Annotated in this window: 23 protein-coding genes; all 23 read right to left on the minus strand. The window is 37.3% G+C overall.

The genetic code is table 11. The annotated features are described in order from the left end of the window. Positions 1-7: 7 nt before the first annotated feature. The gene (locus AMD00_RS12650) at positions 8-805 is read right to left on the minus strand and encodes a TIGR00282 family metallophosphoesterase (protein ID WP_053417408.1); all 798 of its coding nucleotides are present in this window, start codon (positions 803-805) and stop codon (positions 8-10) included. 138 nt (positions 806-943) lie between these two features. Further along, entirely contained in the window at positions 944-2500 is a 1557-nt protein-coding gene (rny, locus tag AMD00_RS12655) for a ribonuclease Y (protein ID WP_053417409.1), read from the minus strand. A gap of 212 nt (positions 2501-2712) precedes the next feature. Continuing rightward, on the minus strand, positions 2713-3774 hold the full coding sequence (gene recA, locus AMD00_RS12660) for a recombinase RecA (RefSeq protein ID WP_053417410.1): 1062 nt from the start codon (positions 3772-3774) through the stop codon (positions 2713-2715). A gap of 179 nt (positions 3775-3953) precedes the next feature. Continuing rightward, a complete protein-coding gene (locus tag AMD00_RS12665) occupies positions 3954-5207 on the minus strand; it encodes a competence/damage-inducible protein A (RefSeq protein WP_053418290.1) in 1254 nt (417 codons plus the stop codon). 133 nt (positions 5208-5340) lie between these two features. Then, the gene (pgsA, locus tag AMD00_RS12670) at positions 5341-5919 is read right to left on the minus strand and encodes a CDP-diacylglycerol--glycerol-3-phosphate 3-phosphatidyltransferase (protein ID WP_053417411.1); all 579 of its coding nucleotides are present in this window, start codon (positions 5917-5919) and stop codon (positions 5341-5343) included. Positions 5920-5968: 49 nt separating this feature from the next. Beyond that, positions 5969-6868 (minus strand): helix-turn-helix domain-containing protein, encoded by a 900-nt coding sequence (locus tag AMD00_RS12675; protein WP_053417412.1) that lies wholly within the window; start codon positions 6866-6868, stop codon positions 5969-5971. A gap of 7 nt (positions 6869-6875) precedes the next feature. Next, a complete protein-coding gene (locus AMD00_RS12680; protein WP_053418291.1) occupies positions 6876-7676 on the minus strand; it encodes a DUF3388 domain-containing protein in 801 nt (266 codons plus the stop codon). A 115-nt stretch (positions 7677-7791) separates the two neighbouring features. Further along, on the minus strand, positions 7792-8049 hold the full coding sequence (locus AMD00_RS12685; RefSeq protein WP_038184292.1) for a DUF3243 domain-containing protein: 258 nt from the start codon (positions 8047-8049) through the stop codon (positions 7792-7794). A 42-nt stretch (positions 8050-8091) separates the two neighbouring features. Beyond that, positions 8092-8820 carry an elongation factor P 5-aminopentanone reductase gene (gene ymfI, locus AMD00_RS12690; RefSeq protein WP_053417413.1) on the minus strand — a complete coding sequence of 243 codons (729 nt, stop codon included), beginning with the start codon at positions 8818-8820 and terminating at the stop codon, positions 8092-8094. Between the two features lie 2 nt (positions 8821-8822). Next, a complete protein-coding gene (gene yfmH, locus AMD00_RS12695) occupies positions 8823-10151 on the minus strand; it encodes an EF-P 5-aminopentanol modification-associated protein YfmH (RefSeq protein WP_053417414.1) in 1329 nt (442 codons plus the stop codon). Beyond that, complete coding sequence (gene yfmF, locus AMD00_RS12700) at positions 10148-11419, minus strand: EF-P 5-aminopentanol modification-associated protein YfmF (protein WP_053417415.1); 1272 nt, start codon at positions 11417-11419, stop codon at positions 10148-10150. Before yfmF ends, yfmH begins: the two co-directional genes overlap by 4 nt. 171 nt (positions 11420-11590) lie before the next feature. Next, complete coding sequence (locus tag AMD00_RS12705; RefSeq protein WP_053417416.1) at positions 11591-12550, minus strand: ABC transporter permease; 960 nt, start codon at positions 12548-12550, stop codon at positions 11591-11593. Between the two features lies 1 nt (position 12551). After that, positions 12552-13595, minus strand: coding sequence for an ABC transporter permease (locus AMD00_RS12710; protein WP_053417417.1), 1044 nt, complete (start codon positions 13593-13595; stop codon positions 12552-12554). A gap of 1 nt (position 13596) precedes the next feature. Continuing rightward, positions 13597-15144, minus strand: coding sequence for an ABC transporter ATP-binding protein (locus AMD00_RS12715; protein WP_053417418.1), 1548 nt, complete (start codon positions 15142-15144; stop codon positions 13597-13599). 192 nt (positions 15145-15336) lie between these two features. Next, positions 15337-16398: a BMP family lipoprotein gene (locus AMD00_RS12720; protein ID WP_053417419.1), complete on the minus strand. Its 1062-nt coding sequence runs from the start codon at positions 16396-16398 to the stop codon at positions 15337-15339. Positions 16399-16446: 48 nt separating this feature from the next. Further along, positions 16447-17175 carry a GntR family transcriptional regulator gene (locus AMD00_RS12725; RefSeq protein ID WP_053417420.1) on the minus strand — a complete coding sequence of 243 codons (729 nt, stop codon included), beginning with the start codon at positions 17173-17175 and terminating at the stop codon, positions 16447-16449. A 186-nt stretch (positions 17176-17361) separates the two neighbouring features. Beyond that, positions 17362-19611: an FtsK/SpoIIIE family DNA translocase gene (locus AMD00_RS12730; RefSeq protein WP_053418292.1), complete on the minus strand. Its 2250-nt coding sequence runs from the start codon at positions 19609-19611 to the stop codon at positions 17362-17364. A 141-nt stretch (positions 19612-19752) separates the two neighbouring features. Next, entirely contained in the window at positions 19753-21420 is a 1668-nt protein-coding gene (locus AMD00_RS12735; protein ID WP_053417421.1) for a ribonuclease J, read from the minus strand. 113 nt (positions 21421-21533) lie between these two features. Continuing rightward, entirely contained in the window at positions 21534-22427 is an 894-nt protein-coding gene (gene dapA / locus AMD00_RS12740) for a 4-hydroxy-tetrahydrodipicolinate synthase (protein ID WP_053417422.1), read from the minus strand. A 13-nt stretch (positions 22428-22440) separates the two neighbouring features. Next, on the minus strand, positions 22441-23481 hold the full coding sequence (locus AMD00_RS12745; RefSeq protein WP_053417423.1) for an aspartate-semialdehyde dehydrogenase: 1041 nt from the start codon (positions 23479-23481) through the stop codon (positions 22441-22443). Between the two features lie 78 nt (positions 23482-23559). After that, positions 23560-24147, minus strand: a complete 588-nt coding sequence (locus AMD00_RS12750) for a dipicolinate synthase subunit B (RefSeq protein ID WP_053417424.1) — start codon at positions 24145-24147, stop codon at positions 23560-23562. Next, positions 24140-24955 carry an NAD(P)-dependent oxidoreductase gene (locus tag AMD00_RS12755; protein WP_053417425.1) on the minus strand — a complete coding sequence of 272 codons (816 nt, stop codon included), beginning with the start codon at positions 24953-24955 and terminating at the stop codon, positions 24140-24142. Before AMD00_RS12755 ends, AMD00_RS12750 begins: the two co-directional genes overlap by 8 nt. Then, entirely contained in the window at positions 24952-25221 is a 270-nt protein-coding gene (locus AMD00_RS12760) for a YlmC/YmxH family sporulation protein (protein WP_038184249.1), read from the minus strand. The genes AMD00_RS12755 and AMD00_RS12760 overlap by 4 nt, the downstream gene beginning before the upstream one ends. Positions 25222-25244: the final 23 nt, after the last annotated feature.

Genomic DNA, 25244 nt, shown 5'->3' on the forward strand with positions numbered 1-25244 from the left:
CTTACAATTATGCTTTGAAAGGATAATCTGCGTTAATATATATGCGCTCAAATGATTTTGCTAAGCCTGTTTTATCATCAAGATCAACAAAGAAGCCACTTAGTACTTCTCGACCTTGTTTTGGTACTTCAAAACGTGTAGGCATATTTGTTTTAAATCGATAGATTACGCTTTCTTTATTCATTCCAAGCACTTCATCATAAGGTCCAGTCATTCCAACATCAGTAATATACGCTGTACCACCAGGGTAAATGCGTGCATCCGCTGTTTGTACATGAGTATGTGTTCCTACAAGAGTTGATACTCGACCATCTAAATACCATCCCATTGCAATTTTTTCACTCGTTGTTTCAGCATGGAAATCTACGAAAATAAGTGGAGAAACTTTTTTTGCTTCTTCTATTAATTCGTCTGCTTTAGCAAATGGATCACCATGTGGTGGTAAGAAAGTACGTCCATGTAAATTGATTACAGATAAAGTATGACCATTTTTTGAAATAGACGTCATCCCTTTGCCGGGCGCCTCGTCTGAGAAGTTTGCAGGTCTGATTAAAAATTCTGCATCGTCAATGAAATCGAAAATTTCTTTTTGATCCCATGTGTGGTTACCCATTGTAATGACATCTACGCCCATCATTAATAACTCTTGATAAATGGCTCTTGTAATCCCACGTCCAGCAGCTGCGTTCTCCCCGTTCGCAATGACAACATCTGGTGCATATTTTCTCTTTAATCTTGGTAAATATGTTTCAACAGCTGTACGGCCAATTGAGCCGACAATGTCTCCGATAAATAGTACTTTCATTATTGATTCACTCTTTTCCAACAAAAAAGGCTTCTCGACCGAGGTTCTAAGAAGCCTTCTTTATAAAATATTTGAATTTTTCAATTCAGTTTTCTTACTTTACATTTGGCATATACTTATTTCTTATTTTGAATTTAACTATTTCGCATATTCGACTGCGCGTGTTTCTCGAATAACCGTCACTTTAATATGTCCTGGATAATCCAGTTCATCCTCAATACGTTTACGAATATCACGTGCTAAACGATGTGAAGCTAAATCATCAATTTGATCAGGACGCACGATTATACGTATTTCACGACCTGCTTGAATAGCGAATGATTTCTCAACGCCTTCATATGATTCAGAGATTTCTTCTAGTTTTTCTAGTCGACGAATATAGTTTTCAAGTGTTTCACTTCGTGCACCTGGACGCGCTGCAGATAAAGCATCCGCAGCAGCCACTAATACAGCAATTACTGAAGTTGGTTCAGTATCACCATGGTGAGAAGCAATACTATTAATAACAACAGGGTGCTCTTTGTATTTTGTAGCTAATTCTACGCCTATTTCTACATGACTTCCTTCTACTTCATGGTCAATCGCTTTACCAATATCATGCAATAATCCTGCACGTTTTGCTAAAAGTACATCTTCACCTAATTCTGCTGCTAGTAAACCCGCTAAGTGAGCTACCTCTACAGAGTGTTTCAAGACGTTTTGACCATAGCTTGTACGATATTTCATACGGCCTAAAATTTTCATTAGATCCGGATGTAAATTGTGGATACCCACTTCGAATGTAGTTTGTTCGCCTGTTTCACGAATTTGCTCGTCCACTTCACGGCGAGATTTCTCAACCATCTCTTCGATACGAGCTGGGTGAATACGACCGTCTTGTACTAATTTTTCAAGTGCTAGACGAGCTGTTTCACGGCGAATTGGGTCGAATCCTGATAGAATAACTGCTTCAGGTGTGTCATCAATAATTAAATCGATACCTGTAAGCGTTTCAAGTGTTCGAATGTTACGGCCTTCACGTCCAATAATACGACCTTTCATCTCGTCATTTGGTAAAGTGACGACAGAGACAGTCGTTTCTGCAACGTGATCAGCTGCAAAGCGCTGAAGGGCTAGTGATAAAATTTCTCGTGCTTTTTTGTCAGATTCTTCTTTCGCTCGCATTTCAGATTCTTTCGTCATAACTGCTATATCAGTTGATAACTCGTTTTCTACTTGTTTTAGAATAATGACTTTTGCTTCTTCACGAGTTAATGCTGAGATACGTTCGATTTCAGATTGCTGTTTAGCTACGAGTTCTTCCACTTTGCTTTCCATCTGTTCAATATGCTGTTGTCTGTCGTTAAGAGCGTCTTCTTTGCGCTCTAAACCTGCTTCCCTCTTATTCAGAGCTTCATCCTTGCGATCAAGATTTTCTTCTCTTTGCAATAACCGGTTTTCTTGTTTCTGAAGCTCAGACCGGCGTTCACGGATGTCGTTTTCTGCTTCAGTTCGAAGTGTGTGAGTTTCATCTTTTGCTTCAAGAAGTGCTTCTTTCTTTAGAGCTTCCGCTTCTCTTTTACCTTCATCTATGATGAGCTCTGCGGAACTCTTTGCACCTGTCACTTTTGAATCATTCACTCTTTTATTGACGTAATAGATAACAGCGGCACCGACGATGAGTCCAAGCAAAGCGGAGATGATGTTTCCAGTCATTCGAACACCTCCTCTTGCTGTATTGTTTTCATTTTTAGTCGGCTATACATTAAGTATTTCTATGAGCTCTCAATATACTGCCTATTTCATTTCAATTTTAGAAATTATACAAGTTTAATTGTATAGTTGAAAAAAAACAATGTCAAGGATTCACAGTTATAGTTATAGTCAAAAGGGCCCTTCAATTGACATTGAAAGACCCTCAGAAAATCTTACTCTTCATTTAATAATGATGATAATTCTGCATCCATTGCTTCGTCTTCTTCAGTTTCAACTGTATAAGAATCAGTTGCAATCCCAGAAGCTACGCGGATTTTATGTGCAATTTCATTGCTGATTTCAGGGTTTTCTTTTAAGAATTGTTTTGCATTTTCGCGCCCTTGGCCTAAGCGCTCTTCTTCATAAGCATACCAAGAACCACTTTTTTGCACGATTTCTTTTTCTACACCGATATCGATGATTTCGCCTTCTTTTGAAATCCCTTCACCATACATAATATCTACTTCAGCTGTTTTGAATGGCGGTGCTACTTTGTTTTTAACGACTTTAATTTTAGTTCTGTTACCTACCATATCATTACCTTGTTTGATTGTTTCTGCGCGACGTACTTCTAAACGTACAGAACTGTAGAATTTTAGTGCACGTCCACCTGGTGTTGTTTCTGGATTACCGAACATAACACCAATCTTCTCACGAATTTGGTTAATGAAAATAGCAATTGTATTAGATTTGTTAATAATTCCTGATAGTTTACGTAATGCTTGCGACATTAAACGTGCTTGTAGACCAACATGTGAATCACCCATGTCACCTTCGATTTCAGCTTTTGGTACAAGAGCTGCTACAGAATCGATGATAATGATATCGATTGCACCACTACGTACAAGAGCTTCAGCAATTTCTAATGCTTGCTCCCCTGTATCAGGTTGTGATAGTAATAATTCATCAATATTAACACCTAGTTTTTGTGCATAGACCGGATCAAGTGCATGTTCTGCATCAATAAACGCGGCTGTACCACCGTTAGCTTGTACTTCTGCAATCGCATGAAGCGCTACAGTTGTTTTACCAGAACTCTCTGGTCCATATATTTCAATAACTCGACCTCGTGGATATCCACCTACTCCAAGTGCTGTATCAAGTGCTAAAGAGCCACTTGAAGAAGTCATAATTTCGATGTCTGTTTTTTCGCCTAATTTCATAACTGAACCTTTACCAAATTGCTTTTCAATTTGTTTAAGGGCCATGTCTAATGCTGCTTTACGATCGCTCAATCTTGTTCCTCCTTCGAAAACATTATCTCTTTTATATCTGTATCTACTATACTTCTTTTTTGAGAAATACACAAGAAAAAAGCGAACATTTATTCGGAAAAATTTAACCGAAATCGAAAAGTATGCCCCACTTTTTTGCTCAAAAGCTGATTTTAATCCACTTTGAATGGACAAATTTATTATTTGCGATAACCTTGTTCGGTTAATAATTGAATAATAAAAGCAAAAGTACGCTTCACTGCGCGTAAACGATTTGTATTGCGTTGCCCTGTTAGATGTAATTGATACGTTTGAGGTTCATTATCACCGATAACTACAGCTATCCACACTGTACCGGCTGGTTGATTATCATGCCCTTCAGGACCCGCTGCCCCTGTTAAACCTATACCTATATCTGTACCGAACTTTTCTTTTACTTTACTAGCCATTGCTACAGCACATTGGGAACTCACAATTCCGTAATTTTCTAATAAGTCAGCTGAAATTCCTAGTTGCTCACGTTTTGCTTGTTCTGTATAAGTAACAACTCCACCAATTAACGATTGACTTATACCAGGGTTTTCTGCTAATTCAGATTGAAAGAGTCCAGCAGTTAAACTTTCCGCAGCGGCAATAGTTAAATTGTTGTCAATAAGAATTTTGGCTGTTTTAGAAGAAAGAGAATCATCATTCTCACCGTACATAAACTGCCCAACTCTGCGTAATATTTCATCCTTTGCTCCAGCTATTAGCTGTTCAGCTTGTTCTAGACTATATGCCTTCGCTGTAACACGTAGAGTTACTTCCCCATCTGACGCTAGCGGTGCTATAGTAGGGTTTATTTGGTTTTCTAGTAAGTCTTGTACCTTTACCTCTAACTCTGCCTCACCGATGCCATAGAAGCGTAATACGTGAGACACAATCTGAGCTCCATCATTTACTCTTGCAGCTAATTTTGGCTTCGCTTCAAATTGGAACATAGGCTCCAATTCCTTCGGCGGTCCTGGCAGTAACATATATATACGGTTATTTTTTTCTAACAGCATACCCGGAGCCATACCATGGCGATTTATAAGTACTTCACAATCTTTTAATATGAGTGCCTGTTTACGATTATTATCTGTCATAATACGATTTTGAAGAGTGAAAAATTCTTCAATCGATTGCATAGCATAATTATCTATTTCCAGTACAGTTCCTAAATGTCGTGCTATTGTTTCCTTCGTTAAATCATCTTTCGTTGGCCCTAAGCCTCCTGAGAAAATAATGAGATCTGCACGGGTCTCAGCTACTTTAATGGCGTTGACTAAACGATCTACATTATCGCCGACGACAGTGTGGTAATACACATTAATTCCTAGCTCAGATAATTGACCTGATATAAAACGTGCGTTTGTATTCGTAATTTGACCCAGTAAAAGCTCTGATCCAACTGCAATGATTTCTGCATTCATCTCTAACAATCCCTTCCTCTATCTTATAATATGTACGGTGCTCAAAAAATAAGAAGTTACAAAAGGCGAGGTATATAATGTAGGAGAAAAACCTCCACACTTACATCCTCGCCTACTAAAATTCATTTTATAATTATTTTGAATCTAATAATACACGACGATTCAAGTAGAAATAATCTGCTCCAGACCAAACAGTAAAGAATAGAGCTACATATAGTGCAATATCAGCAAAAGGAATGCTAAACATAGTAAAGAAAATATTATTTAGTAATAACGCAGAAATCGCAACAATTTGTGCCCACGTTTTAATTTTACCTAGTTGGTTAGCAGCAACTACCTCGCCACCACCCGCTAAAATTAGTCGTAAACCAGTTACTGCAAATTCACGGCTGATAATAATAATAACTACCCATGCCGGAGCAGTTCCTAATTCAACAAGTAGGATAAATGCAGCAGAAACTAACAATTTATCTGCTAATGGGTCTAAAAATTTCCCCATATTCGTTACTAAATTATATTTGCGTGCGTAGTAGCCATCTACCCAATCTGTGATAGAAGCTATGATGAAAATCATCGCACCAACAAAGTGCTCGATAGGCATTGTTGCGCCAAGCACCGTCATTTGCCCCCATCCAAAGTCCACTAGCATTAAAAGCACGAATACTGGGATTAGCAAAACCCTTGAAACTGTAATTCTATTTGGTATATTCACGATTTCCTCACCCTTCTTTCAAAGAAAATAGCCATCTTTCTCTAGATGACTATTCTTTCTCTGAAAAATTAATGACGATATTTTGAGTACTTCGCTCACTTGGAGTAGCCGCAAGTTTCAATTTCTCATCATTGACAAAAACTTTAGCATTTGCTGCTGCACCTAATCGAATACGAACGCTTTGTTTACCCTTCGCATCAACTTCAACTACATCAGCAGCATGGTATACATCTGCTCTATCAGAGATTTCTGTACGATTTTCATCTTGTACACCAACCCATGTATCGCCAGTAACCTCTACACGGATTTTAAACTCTTCTGTACCAGTTAAAGTATAATTTGTTGTCTCATTATCGTTCACTAGTGTACCTTTAGAAAGTTCTTGTTTTTTTTCTTTTTTAGTTGTTTCTTCATCATTCTTATCTTGATCTTTTGAACCGGCTACTTCATTGTCTTTATTCTTGCCAGTTGTAGGTGGAGTTTTTGTATCCACAGTTACTGGTGTTTCTGTATTGTTATCTGGTTTAGAATTATCTGCTTTATTTTGGAACAATACCCAGAGTGCTACGATTGCAATTATGATAAATAAAGCAACAACAAGTTTCGGCATTAAGTCCATAAAACCTTTTGAAGGTATTTTAGACAAGCTTCTACGTGATTGAGGTTGTTGAATTGTTGCTGTCGTTGTACTTTCAACTGTTTTGTTTGCAGGTACTTCAGATTTATATGTCTCAAGTAATTCATCGGCACTTAAATTAACCGCTTCTGCATACTGCTTAATAAATGCTCGAACATAAAACGTTCCAGGCATTATGCTATAATTTCCTTCTTCAATTGCAGAAAGATAGCGTTTTTGAATTTTCGTAATTTCCTGTAAGTCATCCAGACTATACCCTTTTGACAATCTCGCTTCTTTTAAACGAGCTCCTAATTCTGTCAACTGTAACACCTACCTGTTAAAAATTAAATCCTCCAAAGCCACCGAAACCACTCGAATCTTGAAGCAAGCTGTTATGTTTCTCCATGATTTCGTATGTAATTTCTTCATCTGGATGATGTCTTAATTCGATAATATAATCAAAGTCTTCAATTGTATATTCAGAATGTTGCACGAACATATCAGGATGCTCCACTACCTTAATAGATGGCATACTCATCATTTCACGTACAAGTTGTTGATGTTTTTCATCAGAAGATCTCCTTGTGACAATTCCATCCAGAATGAATATATTATTGCTATTAAATTCGTCTCCAAGCAGCTTGTTGCGTGCAGTTTGTTTAATCATAGTCGATGATAAAAATAACCATCTCTTATTTGCACAAACACTAGCGGCAACAACTGACTCTGTCTTTCCGACACGAGGCATTCCTCTAACTCCAATGAGTTTATGACCGTCCTTTTTAAAAAGTTCTGCCATAAAATCTACTAAAATACCTAGTTCATTACGTACAAAGCGAAACGTCTTTTTTTCATCTGCTTCTCTTTGTATATAACGACCATGTCGAATCGCTAGACGATCACGTGTTGTTGGCTCGCGGAATTTTGTTACTCTTATCATTTCCATAGTCGAAACGATATTCTCAAATCGTTCAATCTGTTCGTCCTTTTCAGCTCGTAAAAGCATTCCTCTTCGAACTTGATCGACACCGTTGATTGTCACAATATTCACACGAAGCATACCTAATAAGGAAGCAATATCTCCTAATAAGCCGGGGCGATTGATTTGTATTTCATATTCAAAATACCATTCTCTCACATACAACGATCCCTTCTATTATACGACGCTTAAAACATTTCTAAGTTCCATAATAGCCGATTTTTGTACATATGGAAAGAAAAAAAGGAAAAGAGGGGCTATAACCCCATTTTTCCTATTGTACCTTCCTATTCTGCACTAATTTTACAACACAATTAGCTAAAGATTGCTTTTCATCATCGGTTGCCACCGACCAAAGCTCAGAAAGCACTCTCTCTTGTTCATTTTTTGGATCAACATTATTTGCCAAGTACTCACCAATTTGCACTGCGGCTTCTTGTATTACCTTTTGTGACATTCCTGCAGACTCTGCTTTTGCAACATTTTGTCCCAAAAAGCTCGTCCACTTCTGCCAGTTTTCAATGATATCCATAGAATCCCTCCTTTTCACATTTAGTATGTGTAAGAAAGAAATTTATATGTACCATCCGCCATTAATTCGAAGTATTTGACCTGTAATATAATTGGCGCGTCCTGATAACAAGAAAGACACTAAATGACCAACTTCATCAGTTTCGCCTGCTCTTGCTAATGGAATTTCATCAATTAGCTCCTGCTCTTCTATATCCGTCAAATGCCCATTCATTTTAGTATTTATTAAGCCTGGTGCTACTGCATTAACAAGAACACCATTTCCTGCTGCTTCTTGTGCGTACGATTTCACAAAAGCATGTAGTGCACCTTTCACAGTAGCGTACAAAGCCTCTCCTGATGCCCCAGCTTCGCCCCAAATCGAACCAATCATAATAATATGACTTATATTGTTTTTGCGTAATTTTGAAGCTAAGAGGCTAATCAATCTAATTGGCGTTTGCACATGAACTTTCCAAAGTGCATCCATTTCATCAGCAGTAGTATCTTCCACAAGTTTGTAAAGTGCTTGTCCACTAGCTACTACAATCGCTTGTAGTGAAAATATAGAACTAGAAATATTTTCTGCTGCAAGAGGATCTGTTAAATCGGATTGAATCATCATAAATTCTTGCTCTGGATAATCAGCTGACAGGACACTTACAAGCTCGAATGTGACCTCTTCACCTTGATTATACTGCAAATATAAAGACCAGCCATCTTTAGCAAGCTGCTCACTTATGGCACGTCCAATTGCACCGGACGCGCCAAGTACTAAGCAAAACTGTTTCATTATTACTCTTGACCTTCTTTGTCATTACTTGTTTTAGCTTTATTCCCTACAGGTAAAATCTTAAATACTGTTTGCTGTGATTCTCCTTGTAGTGAAGCGAAAGCTTGTTGCACATCCGCTATCGTCAATTCTTCGATGACAGGAACTGCGTCAAATAAATTCATATCATTAAAAGCATATCTCGTGAATTGATTTGCGATAAATTCAATTGAATTTAATGCTCTTAAATAAAAGCCGATCTTACGACGTTTTACTCTCTCTAATTCATCATCACCAAATGGCCATTTTTCTTGTGTATTTTGTAATACATTTTGAATAGCTTCAACTAACTCATCTGTTTGATTCGTATCCGAACCAATTAAGGCAAAACCGAATCCTTTTTCTAAAGAGAAGTCATAAGAATACGATTCGTCAATCATACCTTTTTCATAGACACTTGTATAAAAGTCTGAAGAACGTCCAAATAATACATCCAGCGCTAATTGGATAGACAGCTCATGCTTTAGCATAGCTTTGCCAGAAAGGCTTGTTTCTTTTGCTTTTATACCTACAATTACTTTTGGTTTTAATACATCCATTTCTAACGTGCTACTTTTTACTGCTACATCTGTAGGTTCAGTCACTTCAATTCGCTGAATAGGTGTTGGTTCCTCAAATGTTTTATCTGCTTGATCAGCACGAATAAAATCCATCATTTTCTCTGGCTCAACAGCGCCGATGACAAATAGAAGCATATTAGATGGATGATAAAACGTATTATAGCAAGTGTATAAATGATCTGCCGTAATATCATCGATTGACTCAATAGTACCCGCTATATCAATTTTCACTGGATGCTCATGGAACATATTTTCAATCGTTCCAAAGTATAAACGCCAGTCTGGTTGATCATCATACATTGTAATTTCTTGACCTATAATACCTTTTTCCTTCTCAACTGTTTGCTCCGTGAAATATGGTTGTTGTACGAAATCAAGTAAAGTTTTCGTACTCTCATATAAATGATCAGTTGCAGAGAATAAATACGCTGTTCTTGTGAAAGATGTGAAAGCATTTGCTGAAGCACCTTTTTCACCAAACTTTTGGAATACATCCCCATCTTCTTTTTCAAACATTTTATGCTCTAAAAAATGTGCAATACCATCTGGCACTGTAATAGCTTCAGTTTCACCAAGCGGTATGAATGAACGATCGATGGAACCGTATTTTGTAGTAAAAGTGACAAATGTTTTAGAGAAGCCTTTTTTCGGCAAAATATAAACATCTAATCCATTATCTAACTTCTCGTAGTAAAGCGTTTCGTCTAATTGATCGAATTCGATTGTTTTCATTCTGCAGCATCCTCCTTACCTCTTAAGAAATATACTGTTTCTTTTTCTACTTGTTTTGCCATATTAACTACATCTTCCTTTGTTACTGCTTGCCATTTCGCGGCCATATTTTCTACCGAAAACTCAGTAGGCAAGTCTTTATATTGATCATATATTTCGATTTGCCCTCTTGCTGAATCAAGTGCTTCTTTTATTTGGTTTGTTAACATCGCTTTTGTTTGAGCTAATTCTAAATCTGTAATGTCGCCTTTTTGAATCGCAACTAGTTGTTCGTCGATTAATGAAATTGCCTTTTTCTCTTTGTTGGCATCAATTCCTGATATGACGAATACTAACCCATATTGGGCAGAATATGAGCTTGAGCAGTAATAAGCCATACTTTCTTTTTCACGTACATTCATAAATAATTTTGCATGTGGATATCCACCAAAAACGCCATTAAAAATTTGCATTTTAGGAAAATCAGGGTGCGTGAAAGTGACAGGTGTATGATAGCCGATATGTAATTTACCTTGCTTCATATCTTGCTGTTCACTGACAAACGTTTCAGTTGGTTTACTTTCTACAGTTGGATTAGTAGCATGTTCCACTGTACGATCAGCAAATGGTAAAGCTTTTTTCAAGCTTTCAACTATTGTTTTTTCATCAATATCCCCAACTACGTAGATATCGATTAAATCATCAGCTAACATCTCTTCGTACGTTTTAACTAATGACGTTGGCGTAACTTTTTTAACATCTTCAATTGTGCCGTTAGCAGAGATAGATGCAGGATGATTTGGACGCATAATATTCAATAATTTCTGTTGGGCATAGCGTGATTTATCATCAAAAACAGATTGAATTCGCTCAATCACCATTTCTTTTTCACGAGCAACAATATTTTCACGGAATACACCATTATCGAAGTTAGGCTCAAATAGCACTGTATTCATAAGTTCGAGCACTTTACCTAAAACTTCCCCATTTTTTAAATATTGATCATTAACTGTTTCAACATTTAATAATACAGTATGTTCATCACCACGTTTTGTAGTATCAAAATACAAAACCGTACCGTATAAATCATCTAAATACATACGCATTGCAGCAGTAGATGGATATTTTGCACTACTATGTTGTAGTACGTTTGTTAATACTGTTCTTTCTGAAGCATCCTCGACAGTTAAAGGTCTTTTAAATTTCACTGAAAAATTGACAGTTTTAAATTGATCAGTTGTTCTTGTATGAATATTGACACCTTTTGCTACTTGAATTGTTTGAAACATGTAGACCCCTCCTATCTCTTTAATATAACAAACCATTACACTCACTATACATGCCTTTTAAATAAAAAAGCAACTTCAGGCAAAGTAAGTATATAGACTTGCTATTAAAGAGTCTTTATTCATAAAGAAAAAGACCGAGCAAATGCCCAGTCCTTCCTTTTAAAAGAAAAATTAACGTTTACCTTTAATATATGGTTGACCAACAGCTTTTGGTGCATGTGCTTTACCAATAAAGCCAGCTACAGCGAAGATCGTTAAAACATAAGGTAAAATGTGTAAGTATACGGCTGGAATGTCTTGAATATAAGGAATCGAGTTCCCTGCTATACTTAAGGATTGCGCAAATCCGAAGAAAATTGCCGCTCCTAAAGCTCCAAGTGGATGCCATTTACCAAAAATCATTGCCGCAAGAGCCATGAAACCTTGTCCATTAATTGTTCCGTGACCAAAGTCTCCAGAAATTGTTTGCGAATAGATCGCACCACCAATACCACCTAAAACACCTGAAATAATAACGGCGATGTAACGCATTTTAGTTACATTTATACCCATTGTATCTGCCGCAGTTGGATGCTCCCCAACAGCACGTAAACGCAATCCAAATGGTGTCTTATAAATAATCACCCAAGCAAGAATCGCTACAGCAATTGCTAGAATTGAAGTACCATAAACATCCTTAAAGAGCATAGGGCCGATTAATGGAATGTCTTCTAGATAAGGAATATTAAAGCGCGGGAAACGAACTTTAATCATATCTGTCTGCCCTTTATCGTACAACATTTTCACAGAGAATAATGCCACAGCAAGACCCAGTAAATTGATTGCTACCCCTGAAACCGTTTGATCGGCACGGAATGAAATGGCAGCTACTGCGTGTAGTATTGAGAAAATACCCGCTGCTAACCCTGCTACTAATAAAGCAATCCAAGGTGTCCAAGAACCAAATGTATCAACATACGTTAAGTTAAACACGATCCCAACAAAAGCACCAATAACCATTAAACCTTCTAGTCCAATATTAACCACACCAGAACGTTCTGAGAACACACCACCGATAGCAGTTAATATAAGAGGCGCTGCGTAGAAAATTGCAGTAGGAACAAGGAAATATAACACTTCCAAAAAGCTCATGTTATTTCGCCTCCTTTTTCTTGCTCAATCGTTCAAGTAATACCCTAATGATATAACCCGAAGCTACAAAGAAAATAACTAATGCAATAATAATTGAAACGATTTCTACCGGAATACCGACGTTCGGCATATTTAATGACCCGAATTTTAATGCTCCGAATAAAATTGCACCTAATAATACTCCGAACGGTGCATTTGCACCGAGTAAAGCAACTGCGATACCGTCAAAACCAATACCTGTAAAACCGGCTTGAACAGTAATATTACCGAACGTTCCAAGCGCTTCCATTGCACCTGCAAGACCTGCGAATGCCCCGGAAATAACCATTGCAAGAATGATATTACTTTTCACATTCATACCTGCATACTCAGAAGCATTTTGGTTAAAACCAACTGCTTTAAGTTCGAAACCACGTTTCGTTTTCTCTAAAATGAACCACATAATAACAACCATTATTAAAGCGATTACAATACCGTAATGCATACGGGAGTAGTCTGTTAATGTATCTAAAAAAGTAGAACGTAATGATGCCGACTCATGAATCATCGGTGTTTTTTCTCCACTATCAGAAATAGATTGAATTACTGCGTTCGCTACATGTAGCGCAATATAGTTCATCATAATTGTGACGATAACTTCATGCACTTGTAATTTCGCCTTTAATAACCCTGGGATAAATGCCCAAAGTGCTCCTGCTAATGCAGCAGCTAATATAGCTAACGGAAGGTGAATAATAGCTGGTAATTCAAAGGCATAACCTACATAAGCAGCTGCTAACCACCCCATAATTAATTGACCTTCAACACCGATATTAAATAAACCAGTGCGGAACGCAAAAGCTACCGCTAAACCTGCCAATATATAAGGGGTAATTTGTCGGATAGTACCACCAATTGTAAACATATCCCCAAAAATACCTTCCCAAAGAGCAATATAACCTTGTACAGGGTCATAACCACTTACAAGCATCACAATTGCTCCGACAAGTAAGCCTAAAATTACTGAAATCACAGGGACGAGGATATTAGTCAACTTGTTCGACATGTTATTCGTCACCTTCCTTTACTTGTCCGTTGTTTGATTTTCGATCTTGACCAGCCATTAATAAACCTAACTCTTGTTCAGTCGTTTCATTTGGATTTACAGTATCGATAATTTGGCCGTCATATATAACTGCGATTCTATCTGAGACATTCATAACTTCATCTAATTCAAATGAAATCAACAGAACTGCCTTTCCTTTATCACGTTGTTCGATTAAACGTTGGTGAATAAACTCAATTGCACCAACATCCAAACCTCGTGTTGGTAATGCTGCAATTAGTAAATCTGGATTTCGATCTACTTCACGCCCAATAATAGCTTTTTGTTGATTACCACCAGATAACGCTCGAGCTGGTGTAACTTCACCATGACCTGAACGAACATCGTATTCTTTCATTATCTTTTGTGCAAGTTCAGAGATTTTGCTATAATCTATAACTCCAGCAGTTGCGATTGGAGACTGATAGTATGTTTGTAGTGCAATATTGTGTCCGATTGGGAAATCTAATACTAAACCGTGTTTATGACGATCTTGTGGGATGTGACCAACACCAGATTCAGTAATATCACGTGGTTTTAAATTTGTAATGTTTTTATTGTTTAAAGAAACTGTGCCTGACTTAACTTTACGAAGTCCAGTAATCGCTTCGATTAATTCGGTCTGCCCGTTACCATCAATACCAGCAATACCGACAATTTCACCACTACGTATGGAAAGATTTAAACCTTTCACTTTTTCAATATTTCTGTAGTCAGTTACAACTAAGTTTTCAACTTTCAAAATTTCTTCTTTCGGATTAGCCTTTGCTTTTTTAGTTTTAAATTCAACTTGACGTCCAACCATTAACTCTGCTAATTGATTTGGAGTTGTTTCTGACGTTGTTACAGTTCCAATACCTTGACCTTTACGAATAACAGTTACTCTATCTGAAACCTCCATAATTTCTTGCAATTTATGAGTGATTAAGATAATAGATTTTCCTTCAGCAATTAAACGTTTCATAATTTGAATCAATTCTGATATTTCTTGTGGTGTTAATGATGCAGTAGGTTCGTCAAAAATAATATTTTCAGCCCCACGATACAACGTTTTAATAATTTCTACTCGTTGTTGCATACCTACAGAAATATCCTCGATTTTTGCATATGGATCGACATTCAATCCATATTTTTCAGATAGTGCTTTTACTTTTTTCGCTGCATCTTTGATATTAACAATGCCCTTTTTAGTAGGTTCACTACCTAAAATAATATTTTCTGTAACCGTAAAGTTTTCAACTAACATGAAGTGTTGATGAACCATTCCAATACCTAGATCATTCGCTACGTTCGGGTCAGAAATTTTAACTTTCTTTCCATTTACGCGAATTTCCCCAGCTTCAGGTTGATAAAGTCCGAAAAGCACGTTCATTAAAGTCGATTTTCCTGCACCGTTTTCTCCAAGCAATGCATGAATTTCGCCTTTTTTCAGCTGAAGGGTGATATTATCATTTGCTACAAAAGATCCGAATTGTTTACGAATACCTAGCATTTCTATCACATATTCCAATGTTTTCACTCCCTTGGACATTGTAAATTATATTTGTTGTTATTAATAAATTAACATAGGTTAAAAAAATTAATACAGGAAAGATTTTGAAATTCCAAAAATTCAAAACCTTTTATCTATTAATTTATACAGATAAAAATCATCATAAAGACTAATAGTTAACTAGCCTTTATGATGACGACTTAACTTTAATTATTTCTTTTTCTCTACTTTTTCTGGAACTTTAATTGTACCGTCAGCGATTTGTTTAGCAAAATCGTCAATTTTTTTCATAGTTTCATCTGAAATAGCACCGTGGGAATCTGCTAATGCCATACCATTATCTGATAAACCATATACTAAAGTTTCTCCGCCTGGGAATTTACCTTCTTTTGCTTGTTTCGCAACGTCTTGTACTGCAACGTCTACACGTTTCATAACAGAAGTTAAAGTAACGTTTGTTTTATCGTTAACTTGCCCTTCTTTGTATTGGTCAGCATCTACACCGATTACCCATACATTTGCATTAGGGTCTTTAGCTTTACGTTCTTTTGCCTCAGTAAATACGCCATTACCTGTTGCACCAGCAGCGTGGAAAATTACATCTACGCCTGTAGTAAACATACGGTTAGCAGTTGTTTTTCCAAGTTCTGCTTTATCAAAAGCACCTGTATATTGAACATCAACTTTAATATCTGGATTTACAGCTTTTACACCTTCAACGAATCCAGCATGAAAGCGGTTAATTACAGGAATATCAATACCACCTACAAAACCGATTTTGTTTGATTTTGTAACACTAGCTGCAGCAACACCTGCAAGGAAAGCACCTTCTTGCTCTTTAAACAAGATAGAAGCTACGTTTGGAGCATCAACTGTAGCATCAATAATTGAGAAATTTGTATCAGGTTTTTGGTCAGCAACTTCTTTTACAGCATCAGCCATTAAGTAACCAACACCGAAGATAAGATCAAAGTTACGACGATTCATATTCGTTAAGTTCGTGTTGTACTCAGAAGAAGACGCAGATTGCAAGTAGTCATAGCCACCATCGCCTTTTTTCATGCCATTGTCTTTACCGAATTTCTGAATACCTTCCCAAGCTGATTGGTTGAATGATTTGTCATCCACACCACCAAGGTCAGTAACCATTGCAAGTGAGAAGTTGTCTTCTTTGTCACCTTTAGTAGTATCATCTTTAGAACCACAAGCACCTAATAAAGTACCAGCAGCTAATACTACAGAAAGTGCTAAGCCAAATTTACGTTTTTTCAATTGGAGTCCCCCCAAAAGTGTTTGATGTTAGCAGGAATGCATACAGTTTTACACACGTTTTCGAACTACATGGAAGCTAAATTTATCAGCTCTAAAATAGTTTTTAGAATATAACACCACTTGATCGTTATCATCATAGTGGAGCTGTTTTAAAACGAGGAGAGCTGTTTCAGGCTCACACTCTAAAATTGGAGAAGCTTGGTTATGAAAACCAACCGGATCGATAGATGTGATTGCATACGCGACATGAATATCACCAGATTCTTCTATCGCAGAGAAGATTGAAGAATCTTCACGATTTGAAAAATCATTAGGCAAATACTTTGAAGGTACTTGGTCCACACAATAGACTACAGGCTCTCCGTTCGCAGTTCGAACTCTTTCAATTGTTATGATAGTTTCATTTTCTTCGCAATGAAAGCGCTTTACATCATCCTCAGAAGCTGGCAACCCGAATGAACTTAAATAGTTTGTTCCGGGTTCCATTCCAGCATTTATGATCATAGAAGAAATACTTGATAAATGTTCAATCCCTGATGTAAACACAGGTTTTGGATTCACAAATGTTCCCACTCCATGTCGACGAATAATGATGTTTTCTTCTTCCAACAGTCTAAGTGCCTCACGTAGAGTGGCACGACTGACTCCAAGTGTCTTGGATAATTCGAATTCAGATGGGAGTTTTTCTTTTTCTTTAAAAACTCCTTTTTCAATATCTTCTTTCAAACGATCGATTACTTGGAGATACAAATGCCGACTATCTGTTTTAATCGTCATACATACCACCACCTAGAGAGATCAGAGATCAGACATCTGACGTAAAACATTCCTACTAATTCGTTACTATACCATTATTATTTAGGTAAATAAATAGGTTTTTTTAAAAACTGTGCTAAAACAGTTTTTTTTTTTTATAACTGTAGTTATTTTAGTATTTTTTTGATACAGAAAATTTTACCATTATCATCTTCCGATAAGAACTTGACGTGGCTTGCTTTTTTCAGCAGGACCTACAACTCCTCTTTCTTCCATCTGATCCATTATACGAGCCGCTCTAGCATACCCCACTTTTAACTTTCTTTGCAAATAAGATACTGATGCCGTTTCTTGATCCATTACTAATTGTACTGCCTCTTCATACAAATCATCTGTGTCATCTAAGTTCTTTAGATCATCTTCTTCTGTTGGAATCATCTCTTCTTGGTATTGTGCTTTTTGTTGACTAATAACAAAATCAACAACATCCTGTACTTCATTATCTGATAAAAAGGCCCCTTGGACTCGAACAGGTTTCGATTGTCCTGCTGGTAAAAATAGCATATCACCTCTTCCAAGAAGACGTTCTGCTCCGCCCATGTCTAAAATTGTACGAGAATCAATTGAAGAGGATACTGCAAAAGCAATTCGAGATGGAATATTTGCTTTTATGACCCCCGTAATGACATCGACACTTGGTCTTTGCGTTGCGATAATTAAGTGAATACCTGCTGCACGTGCCATTTGGGCAAGTCTAGTAATGGAATCTTCTACATCACTCGAGGCAACCATCATTAAATCCGCTAGTTCATCAACGATAACGACAATAAATGGTAATTTTGGATGTTTCTCTTCATTTTCAGCATTAAACGTATCAACATGTCCATTGTAGCCTTCAATATTACGTGTTCCTGTATGTGAAAACAGGTCATAACGGCGCTCCATTTCAGATACAACTTTTTTCAAAGCTTGAGAAGCTTTACGTGCATCTGTAACAACTGGAGCTAACAGATGCGGAATGCCATTATAAACATTTAGCTCAACCATTTTCGGGTCAATCATCATGAGTTTCACTTCATGAGGTTTTGCACGCATTAATATACTTACTATGATGCCATTAATACAAACACTTTTACCGCTACCTGTCGAACCAGCGACCAATAAATGTGGCATTTTATTTAACTGAGCCAACTTTGCTTCACCTGTGATGTCTCTACCTAAACCAATTAGTAGTTTGGCATTAGGTTGATTATTTTCTTTTGCTTCTAACACTTCACGCAAACTAACAATTGCCACTTCTTTGTTTGGTACTTCGATACCGACAGCCGATTTCCCCGGAATAGGTGCTTCAATACGTATATCTTCAGCTGCTAATGCTAATGCTAAATCATCCTGCAAACCGACAATTTTACTTACTTTAACCCCTTTATCTGGAAGTACTTCATACTCTGTAACAGCTGGCCCTAAATGGACTTCTGTCACAGTAGCTTTCACACCAAACGATTGAAAAGTTTGTTCAAGCTTTCGTGCATTTGCTTGAATCAATGTAAATTCTCCACTTTGATCAACATGTGGTGGTGCTTTTAATAAAGACATCGCCGGTAATTGGTAATTGACATTTTCAATAACCTCATCACCCGCCATTGGTTGAATCTCTATTTCTTCTTCTGGTTCTATATCCTGTGGTATTACTTCAGGTTCTACAATACGTTGTGTAAAAGCTGAAATAATCGGTTCCTTATGAACAGGAGGCTCTACGTCTGTGGCAGCTTCAAGATTTTCTTCAATTTGTTGCGTTGCTTTGTCTTTTGTAGATTTACGAGCGCGACGTGATGAAGCTTTTGGCGCCTCTTGTTTTTGCGGAGATTTCCTTGCTTGTTTCGAGCTTTTCGATTGGGTACGACGTTCTCTCCATTTTGTTTGCCATTCAGGCATCTTTTGCATTAAGTATGGAACTAATGCCTTCCCAGTTAATAAAATCATCCCTATAAATAGCATTAACCAACTAGCAATAGTGGCTCCGGCAGAGTCAAATAAAACAAAGAAGCATGCAAATAATAAAGCGCCGACTATCCCACCACCAAGTGCTTGACTACGTTCTTCAATACCACCACTCGTTATGAGTATTCTCCATGTTTCTTTTAATACAGAATTACTTCCAATTCCATTTCCATTTAATAATTGTTCAAACAGTGCAATATGACTAAATAAAGCTAGACTCCCTAATATAAAAGCACAACCTAGAATTGTTCGGTTTTTCATATTCGGAACGGTTCTACGAATCATTAAAATAAGGGCACTAAGAATAAGCATAAATGGTACAGCAATTGACCAATTACCAAATAAAAACAAAGAAGCTGTTTGAAAGAATCGTCCAACTAAGCCATATTCAAATAATGTAATGATGGAAATTCCCACCAATATAAGGCCGATGATTTCATACATCAAAGGATGCATGGTTAGTTTTTGTTCTGGCTTTTTAGGTTTTGTTTCTTTTTTCTTTTTTGTAGCCAATCTCCTGACCTGCCTTTCTTTTTTAAAGGAAAAAAGGATTTCCCACCATAAATCGGCTAGGAAATCCTTTGTATCCGCTACGCATTAATATTCCATAATAATCGGGATGATCATTGGGCGGCGCTTCGTTTTTTGGAATAAATAGGAATTTAGCGTATCACGGATTTCTTGTTTAATGTTTGTCCATTCATACGTACCTTTATTCACATACTTTTCGACAACATTCTTCACTAGTGCTGCAGACTCTTCCATTAGTTCTTCTGATTCACGAACATATACGAATCCTCTAGATAAAATTTCCGGACCTGAAGCAATTTTTTTGTGTTGACGGTCAATAGTAACAACAACAATAAAGATACCATCTTGACTTAATAATTTACGATCGCGTAAAACGATGTTGCCTACATCACCAACGCCAATGCCATCTATTAAAACATTACCAGCAGTTACACGGCCGCTCATACGCATTTTTCCGTTTTTGTATTCTACAATATCGCCTTTATCAGCGATGAAAATTTGCGCTTTCGACAGACCTGTTTCTTGAGCAAGTTTAGAGTGTGCAATTAACATACGATATTCCCCTTGAATAGGAATAAAGTACTTTGGTTTCATAAGATTAAGCATTAATTTAAGGTCTTCTTGCGAACCATGTCCAGATACATGTACCTTTTTATCAGCTGACATTACTTTAGCTCCTGCTTTGGCAAGGCTATTCATTGTTTCAGCAATTTGTACTTCCATACCTGGAGAAGGTGTGAAAGTAATCAATACAGTATCAGTAGATTTAATGCGAATATCACGATGATGCTTACGAATGATTTTCTCAAGACCTTCTAAAGGCTCTCCTTGATTACCTGTTACAATTGCGACAATTTCATTTTCAGGGTAATCATTAATTTTACTTACTGGAATAATTCTTTCTGGATCTACAGAAAGATAACCTAAACGCATACCAACTTCAAAAACATTTTCTAGGCTACGACCTACAACAGCAATTTTACGATTTGATGCTGCCGCTTGATCAAATACTTGTTGAATACGGATGAAATTTGATGCATAAAGTGCTACAAGGATTCTTCCTTCTGCACGATGGAATGTTTTTGATAATCTTTCACGGATAATTGATTCTGAGATTGTATATCCTGGGCGTTCTGCTTCTGTTGAATCAGACATTAAGATGAAGACACCCTCTTCACCAAGTCCAGCCATTTTAGCGATATCGGGCTTGTACTTACCTTGTGCTGATTGGTCAAATTTAAATTCTCCAGTGTGTACAATTGCGCCTTCAGATGTATGGAACGCAACTCCAAGTGAATCTGGAATACTGTGCGTTGTATGGAAAAACGTCACATACGTCGTTTGGAAATTCATACGACTTTTGCTTGTCACTTCAAAGAATTTTACTTGTTGTGGAGCGGGCAATTCTTTTAAATGTTCTTTCGCTAAAGCAATTGTAAGTTTTGAACCGTATACTGGTGCATTTACTTTTTGTAATAGGTACGCAATTGAGCCAATTGCATCTTCATGACCATGTGTTAAGAAGATTCCTTTTACTCTTGTTTTGTTTTCTTCTAAATATGAAATGTCTGGAATAACAAAATCGATTCCTAGCATTTCATCCTCTGGGAACATTAGTCCACTATCGACTACAAATAGCTCGTCATCAATTTCAACGACATACATTGCTTTGCCGATTTCACTAACCCCACCTAGAGGTATTACTCGTATTACTTCATTTTTTGTTTTAACCACTTGTTTTCCTCCTAAAAATAATCCCGAACAGCATCCACTTGTTTTTATTATATCGGTAGTAGACCGTTTTCACAAACAAAAAAAGAATGGGTTTTATCACCCATTCCATTTTTTTATTGGAACTGTTTTTGTTTTGCTAGATAATGTTCCCAAACTATATCAAAATGTGCTTTTTCTTGTTCAGTCAATTCCACTAATGGCAACCTAACTGTTTCAGATGAAATATTTAATTTACTAAGAGCATATTTGACTGCCGTAGGATTCGGAGTTGCGAACAAGGCACGAATTAATGGTAGTAATGCTTGATGTATAAAAGCTGCATCCTCATGGCGCCCATCTTTAAATGCTTGGATCATTTTCTGCATATCTTCCCCAACAACATGTGATGCTACAGAAATAATTCCAGAACCTCCAACTGCTAAAAGCGGCAAAGTTAAGCCGTCATCACCCGAGTAAACTTTGAACCCAGCAGGTGCACCTGCTAGAATCTCTGTCATTTGATCGAGACTACCACTTGCTTCTTTCACAATTTGTATATTTGATATTTTACTTAATTCTAGAATTGTTTCAGGTAATAGATTTACAATTGATCGTCCTGGAATATTGTAAAGCATAACCGGTAACGTTGTTTCTTTAGCAATCGCTGCAAAGTGAGCATACATACCGCGCTGGCTAGGCTTATTATAATATGGTGTCACGAGCATAACGCCATCAACACCAGCTGCCTCAGCTTCTTTTGTAGCTTGAATCGATTCCGCCGTATTATTACTTCCTGTACCAGCAATTACTGGAACGCGTTTACGTACGGTTTCAACAACAAACTGGATAAGATGCATTTTCTCTTCATGTGTTAATGTTGGTGATTCTCCAGTTGTGCCACAAACAACAATTGAATCAGTCCCTGTTGCAATTAGATGTTCTACTACTTTTGCCACCATTTCATAATGGATAGAGCCATCTTCGTGAAATGGAGTAATCAATGCTGTTGCTATATTTCCTATATTCATATATGATGCCCCCCTAGATTATACCTTCTTCAATCAAAGCTTCTGCGATTTGGATAGAATTAAGTGCTGCACCTTTTAAAAGGTTGTCAGCAACAATCCATAAATGGAAGCCATTATCCTTCGCTAAATCTTTGCGAATACGGCCCACAAATACTTCATCTTCGCCTTCTGCATAAATTGGCATTGGATAACCTTGTGCAGTAATATCGTCAACTAGTAATATACCAGTAGCATTTTCAAGTACCTTCTTTACATCTGCGACGGACACATTTTCTTTTTCTACTTCAATATAAACAGATTCAGAGTGTCCTGATACAACTGGTACGCGTACACAAGTTGCTGCGACTGGAAGCTCTGGCATATGCATAATTTTCTTCGTTTCATTAATCATTTTCATCTCTTCGTATGTGAAGCCATTTTCAGTGAAGACATCAATTTGTGGAATAACGTTTCTAGCGATTGGATAATGTTTTTTATCGCTTTTAACTGGTAATACATTTGCTTCCACTTCTTTACCTTTTTCCCACTCACCACTTTGTGTTTTAAGCTCTTCAATGGCATTTATACCTGAACCAGATACTGCTTGATATGTAGATACGATTACATTTGATAAACCAAATGCCTTTTTAATTGGTTCTAATGCTGCGACCATTTGAATTGTTGAACAGTTTGGATTGGCAATAATCCCTTTGTGTTTAGCCAAATCACCCGGGTTTACTTCAGGTACAACAAGCGGTACTTCTGGATCCATTCGGAAAGCACTTGTGTTATCAATTGCAACAGCACCACGTTTTGCTGCTTCTGGTGCTAACACTTTTGATACAGCACCACCTGCACTGAATAGCGCAATATCTACACCTTCAAATGCTTCAGGTGTTGCTTCCTCAATCGTGTATGACTGACCATTAAATGTAATATCTTTTCCAGCAGATTTTTTTGAAGCTAATAATTTTATCTTACCAATTGGAAATTTACGCTTAGCAAGCTGCTCCATCATTTTTGTCCCTACTGCTCCTGTAGCTCCTACGACAGCTACTGTATATTGCTTAGTCATCATACATCTCTCCCCAACTCAACATTGATAATGGCGCTATTGTATCATAATTTTTCATAATTGTGTATAAAAATTAAATTATTTAGTATATTGAATCAATAATGGTTGAAATTGTTTCTTTTCTAACGCATTTATTACTGTTTCATTTATTTTAGTAAAATCGGAAATTAATGAATTTGGCTTCTTATATGGGTCGTCTTGCCCAAATGGTATAAAGAAAATATTCTTCGTATTCAAGAGTTTCATGAGATTCATTCCATTTAACCCCAAAGCGTCATTCGTAGAAACGCCGATGACAACTGGGCTACCGTTACGTAGTGTCGCTTTCGCTGCCATTAAAACTGGGGATTCTGTCGCCGCATTAGCAAATTTACTGAGTGAGTTCCCTGTCATCGGTGCAATCACCATACAATCTAATGGATTCCTCGGACCAAGTGGCTCTGCATCCGCCATTGTCTTAATCACTTCATGACCTGCAACTTCCTCTATTTTCGCAATCCACTCTTCCCCTGTACCAAATCTGGTTGCCGCATGCAATACTGAGTGGGTAATAATAGGCACCACTGTTGCACCTTCATCTCTAAGATGTTTGATTTTTGGTACAACTTCTTCATACGTACAATGTGATGCAGTTATGCCAAAGCCGATGCGCTTCCCATCAAGCATGATGTTCCTCCTTATATTTTGCATTATGCAGTTCAATCGTTTGAATTAGTAAATCTGCAGCATCTTGGGGGAAAAATTTCCCGGGCAATGCTGGTAATTGTATATAGTCAAAGTCAGGTTGTTCTTCAAACGCCAGACATCCTGGAGCTGATGCTAAATCAAACACTGTAGTAGATGATTGTAACTTCTCGCTAAAAGCGCTTGTAAGCCATTTCACGGGGATTGTGTTAATGATATAGTCGGATTTACTTTCAAAAGCCTCCGGCGCCAAAACAGAAGCTTTATAACCAAAAGCTTCGGCTTCATATATTTGAGTTGCTGAGCGTGCCATAACATTGATTGCAGCACCTAGATCTCTACATAATGCAGCAGTCATCTTCGCAACTCTTCCAAATCCTGTAATAACGAGGTGTTGCCCATCCATTGATCTTTGTTCATGATCGTAGAATGATCTGAGCATACCTTCTGCAGTGAGCTTTGCATTTTGCCATATAAATTGTTCATCTTCTAGGTAGTAAACAGTTTGTGTAGTAGATAACCGTTGTTTAAAGTCTGGAGTCGTTCTTCCAACAAATAACATTGCATTCTCTGCCACACTAAAAAAACTATTCATATCTGCTGACCATTTAGGTGGGTGAATAGGCAAAACAATGCGATTTGGTTGAAGCTTTTTGCTCAACATTAAAAGCTCTTCATTCCACTCATCAGTATATTTGTACACAACAGTTCGATTAGGTTTTGAAAGTTGTACTGCAAGCTTTTTAAAACGTGCGTCCGTTCCTATAAGTAGCCATCTTTCTTCGATCATTCTGTTAACCCCGAATTCATTGGCTTTACTTGATTAAACAGAATTCGATCTTCCCCAATGAGGACAATTTCATCCCACGGGATATATTCTTGCATTTTTGGTGATTTTGCTTTAAATGGAATTCGATGCCCTTTATGAATCATTTCAAAACCAAAAATTTGACCTGTTTTTGGGTCAAGTAAACACTCGGTCTCAGCCAAAATACCAAAACGTATGCCATCATTCATTTGAATTAATTCTTTTTCAGCTAACTCTGATAAGAGCATGCTTCCCCTCCTTTTCGCATGTA

It is taken from the genome of Viridibacillus arvi (genome assembly GCF_001274945.1).
GTDB lineage: Bacteria > Bacillota > Bacilli > Bacillales_A > Planococcaceae > Viridibacillus > Viridibacillus arvi.

Bases quoted from the DNA above. Each gene is read 5' to 3' on its own strand.
- AMD00_RS12650 (WP_053417408.1), bottom strand. From the start codon at position 805: ATGAAAGTACTATTTATCGGAGACATTGTCGGCTCAATTGGCCGTACA.
- rny (WP_053417409.1), bottom strand. From the start codon at position 2,500: ATGACTGGAAACATCATCTCCGCTTTGCTTGGACTCATCGTCGGTGCC.
- AMD00_RS12665 (WP_053418290.1), bottom strand. From the start codon at position 5,207: ATGAATGCAGAAATCATTGCAGTTGGATCAGAGCTTTTACTGGGTCAA.
- AMD00_RS12685 (WP_038184292.1), bottom strand. From the start codon at position 8,049: ATGGATATCATTGAAAACTGGCAGAAGTGGACGAGCTTTTTGGGACAA.
- ymfI (WP_053417413.1), bottom strand. From the start codon at position 8,820: ATGAAACAGTTTTGCTTAGTACTTGGCGCGTCCGGTGCAATTGGACGT.
- yfmH (WP_053417414.1), bottom strand. From the start codon at position 10,151: ATGAAAACAATCGAATTCGATCAATTAGACGAAACGCTTTACTACGAG.
- yfmF (WP_053417415.1), bottom strand. From the start codon at position 11,419: ATGTTTCAAACAATTCAAGTAGCAAAAGGTGTCAATATTCATACAAGA.
- AMD00_RS12705 (WP_053417416.1), bottom strand. From the start codon at position 12,550: ATGAGCTTTTTGGAAGTGTTATATTTCCTTGTTCCTACTGCAATTTTC.
- AMD00_RS12710 (WP_053417417.1), bottom strand. From the start codon at position 13,595: ATGTCGAACAAGTTGACTAATATCCTCGTCCCTGTGATTTCAGTAATT.
- AMD00_RS12725 (WP_053417420.1), bottom strand. From the start codon at position 17,175: ATGACGATTAAAACAGATAGTCGGCATTTGTATCTCCAAGTAATCGAT.
- AMD00_RS12730 (WP_053418292.1), bottom strand. From the start codon at position 19,611: ATGCATCCTTTGATGTATGAAATCATCGGCCTTATATTGGTGGGAATT.
- dapA (WP_053417422.1), bottom strand. From the start codon at position 22,427: ATGAATATAGGAAATATAGCAACAGCATTGATTACTCCATTTCACGAA.
- AMD00_RS12745 (WP_053417423.1), bottom strand. From the start codon at position 23,481: ATGACTAAGCAATATACAGTAGCTGTCGTAGGAGCTACAGGAGCAGTA.
- AMD00_RS12750 (WP_053417424.1), bottom strand. From the start codon at position 24,147: ATGCTTGATGGGAAGCGCATCGGCTTTGGCATAACTGCATCACATTGT.
- AMD00_RS12755 (WP_053417425.1), bottom strand. From the start codon at position 24,955: ATGATCGAAGAAAGATGGCTACTTATAGGAACGGACGCACGTTTTAAA.
- AMD00_RS12760 (WP_038184249.1), bottom strand. From the start codon at position 25,221: ATGCTCTTATCAGAGTTAGCTGAAAAAGAATTAATTCAAATGAATGAT.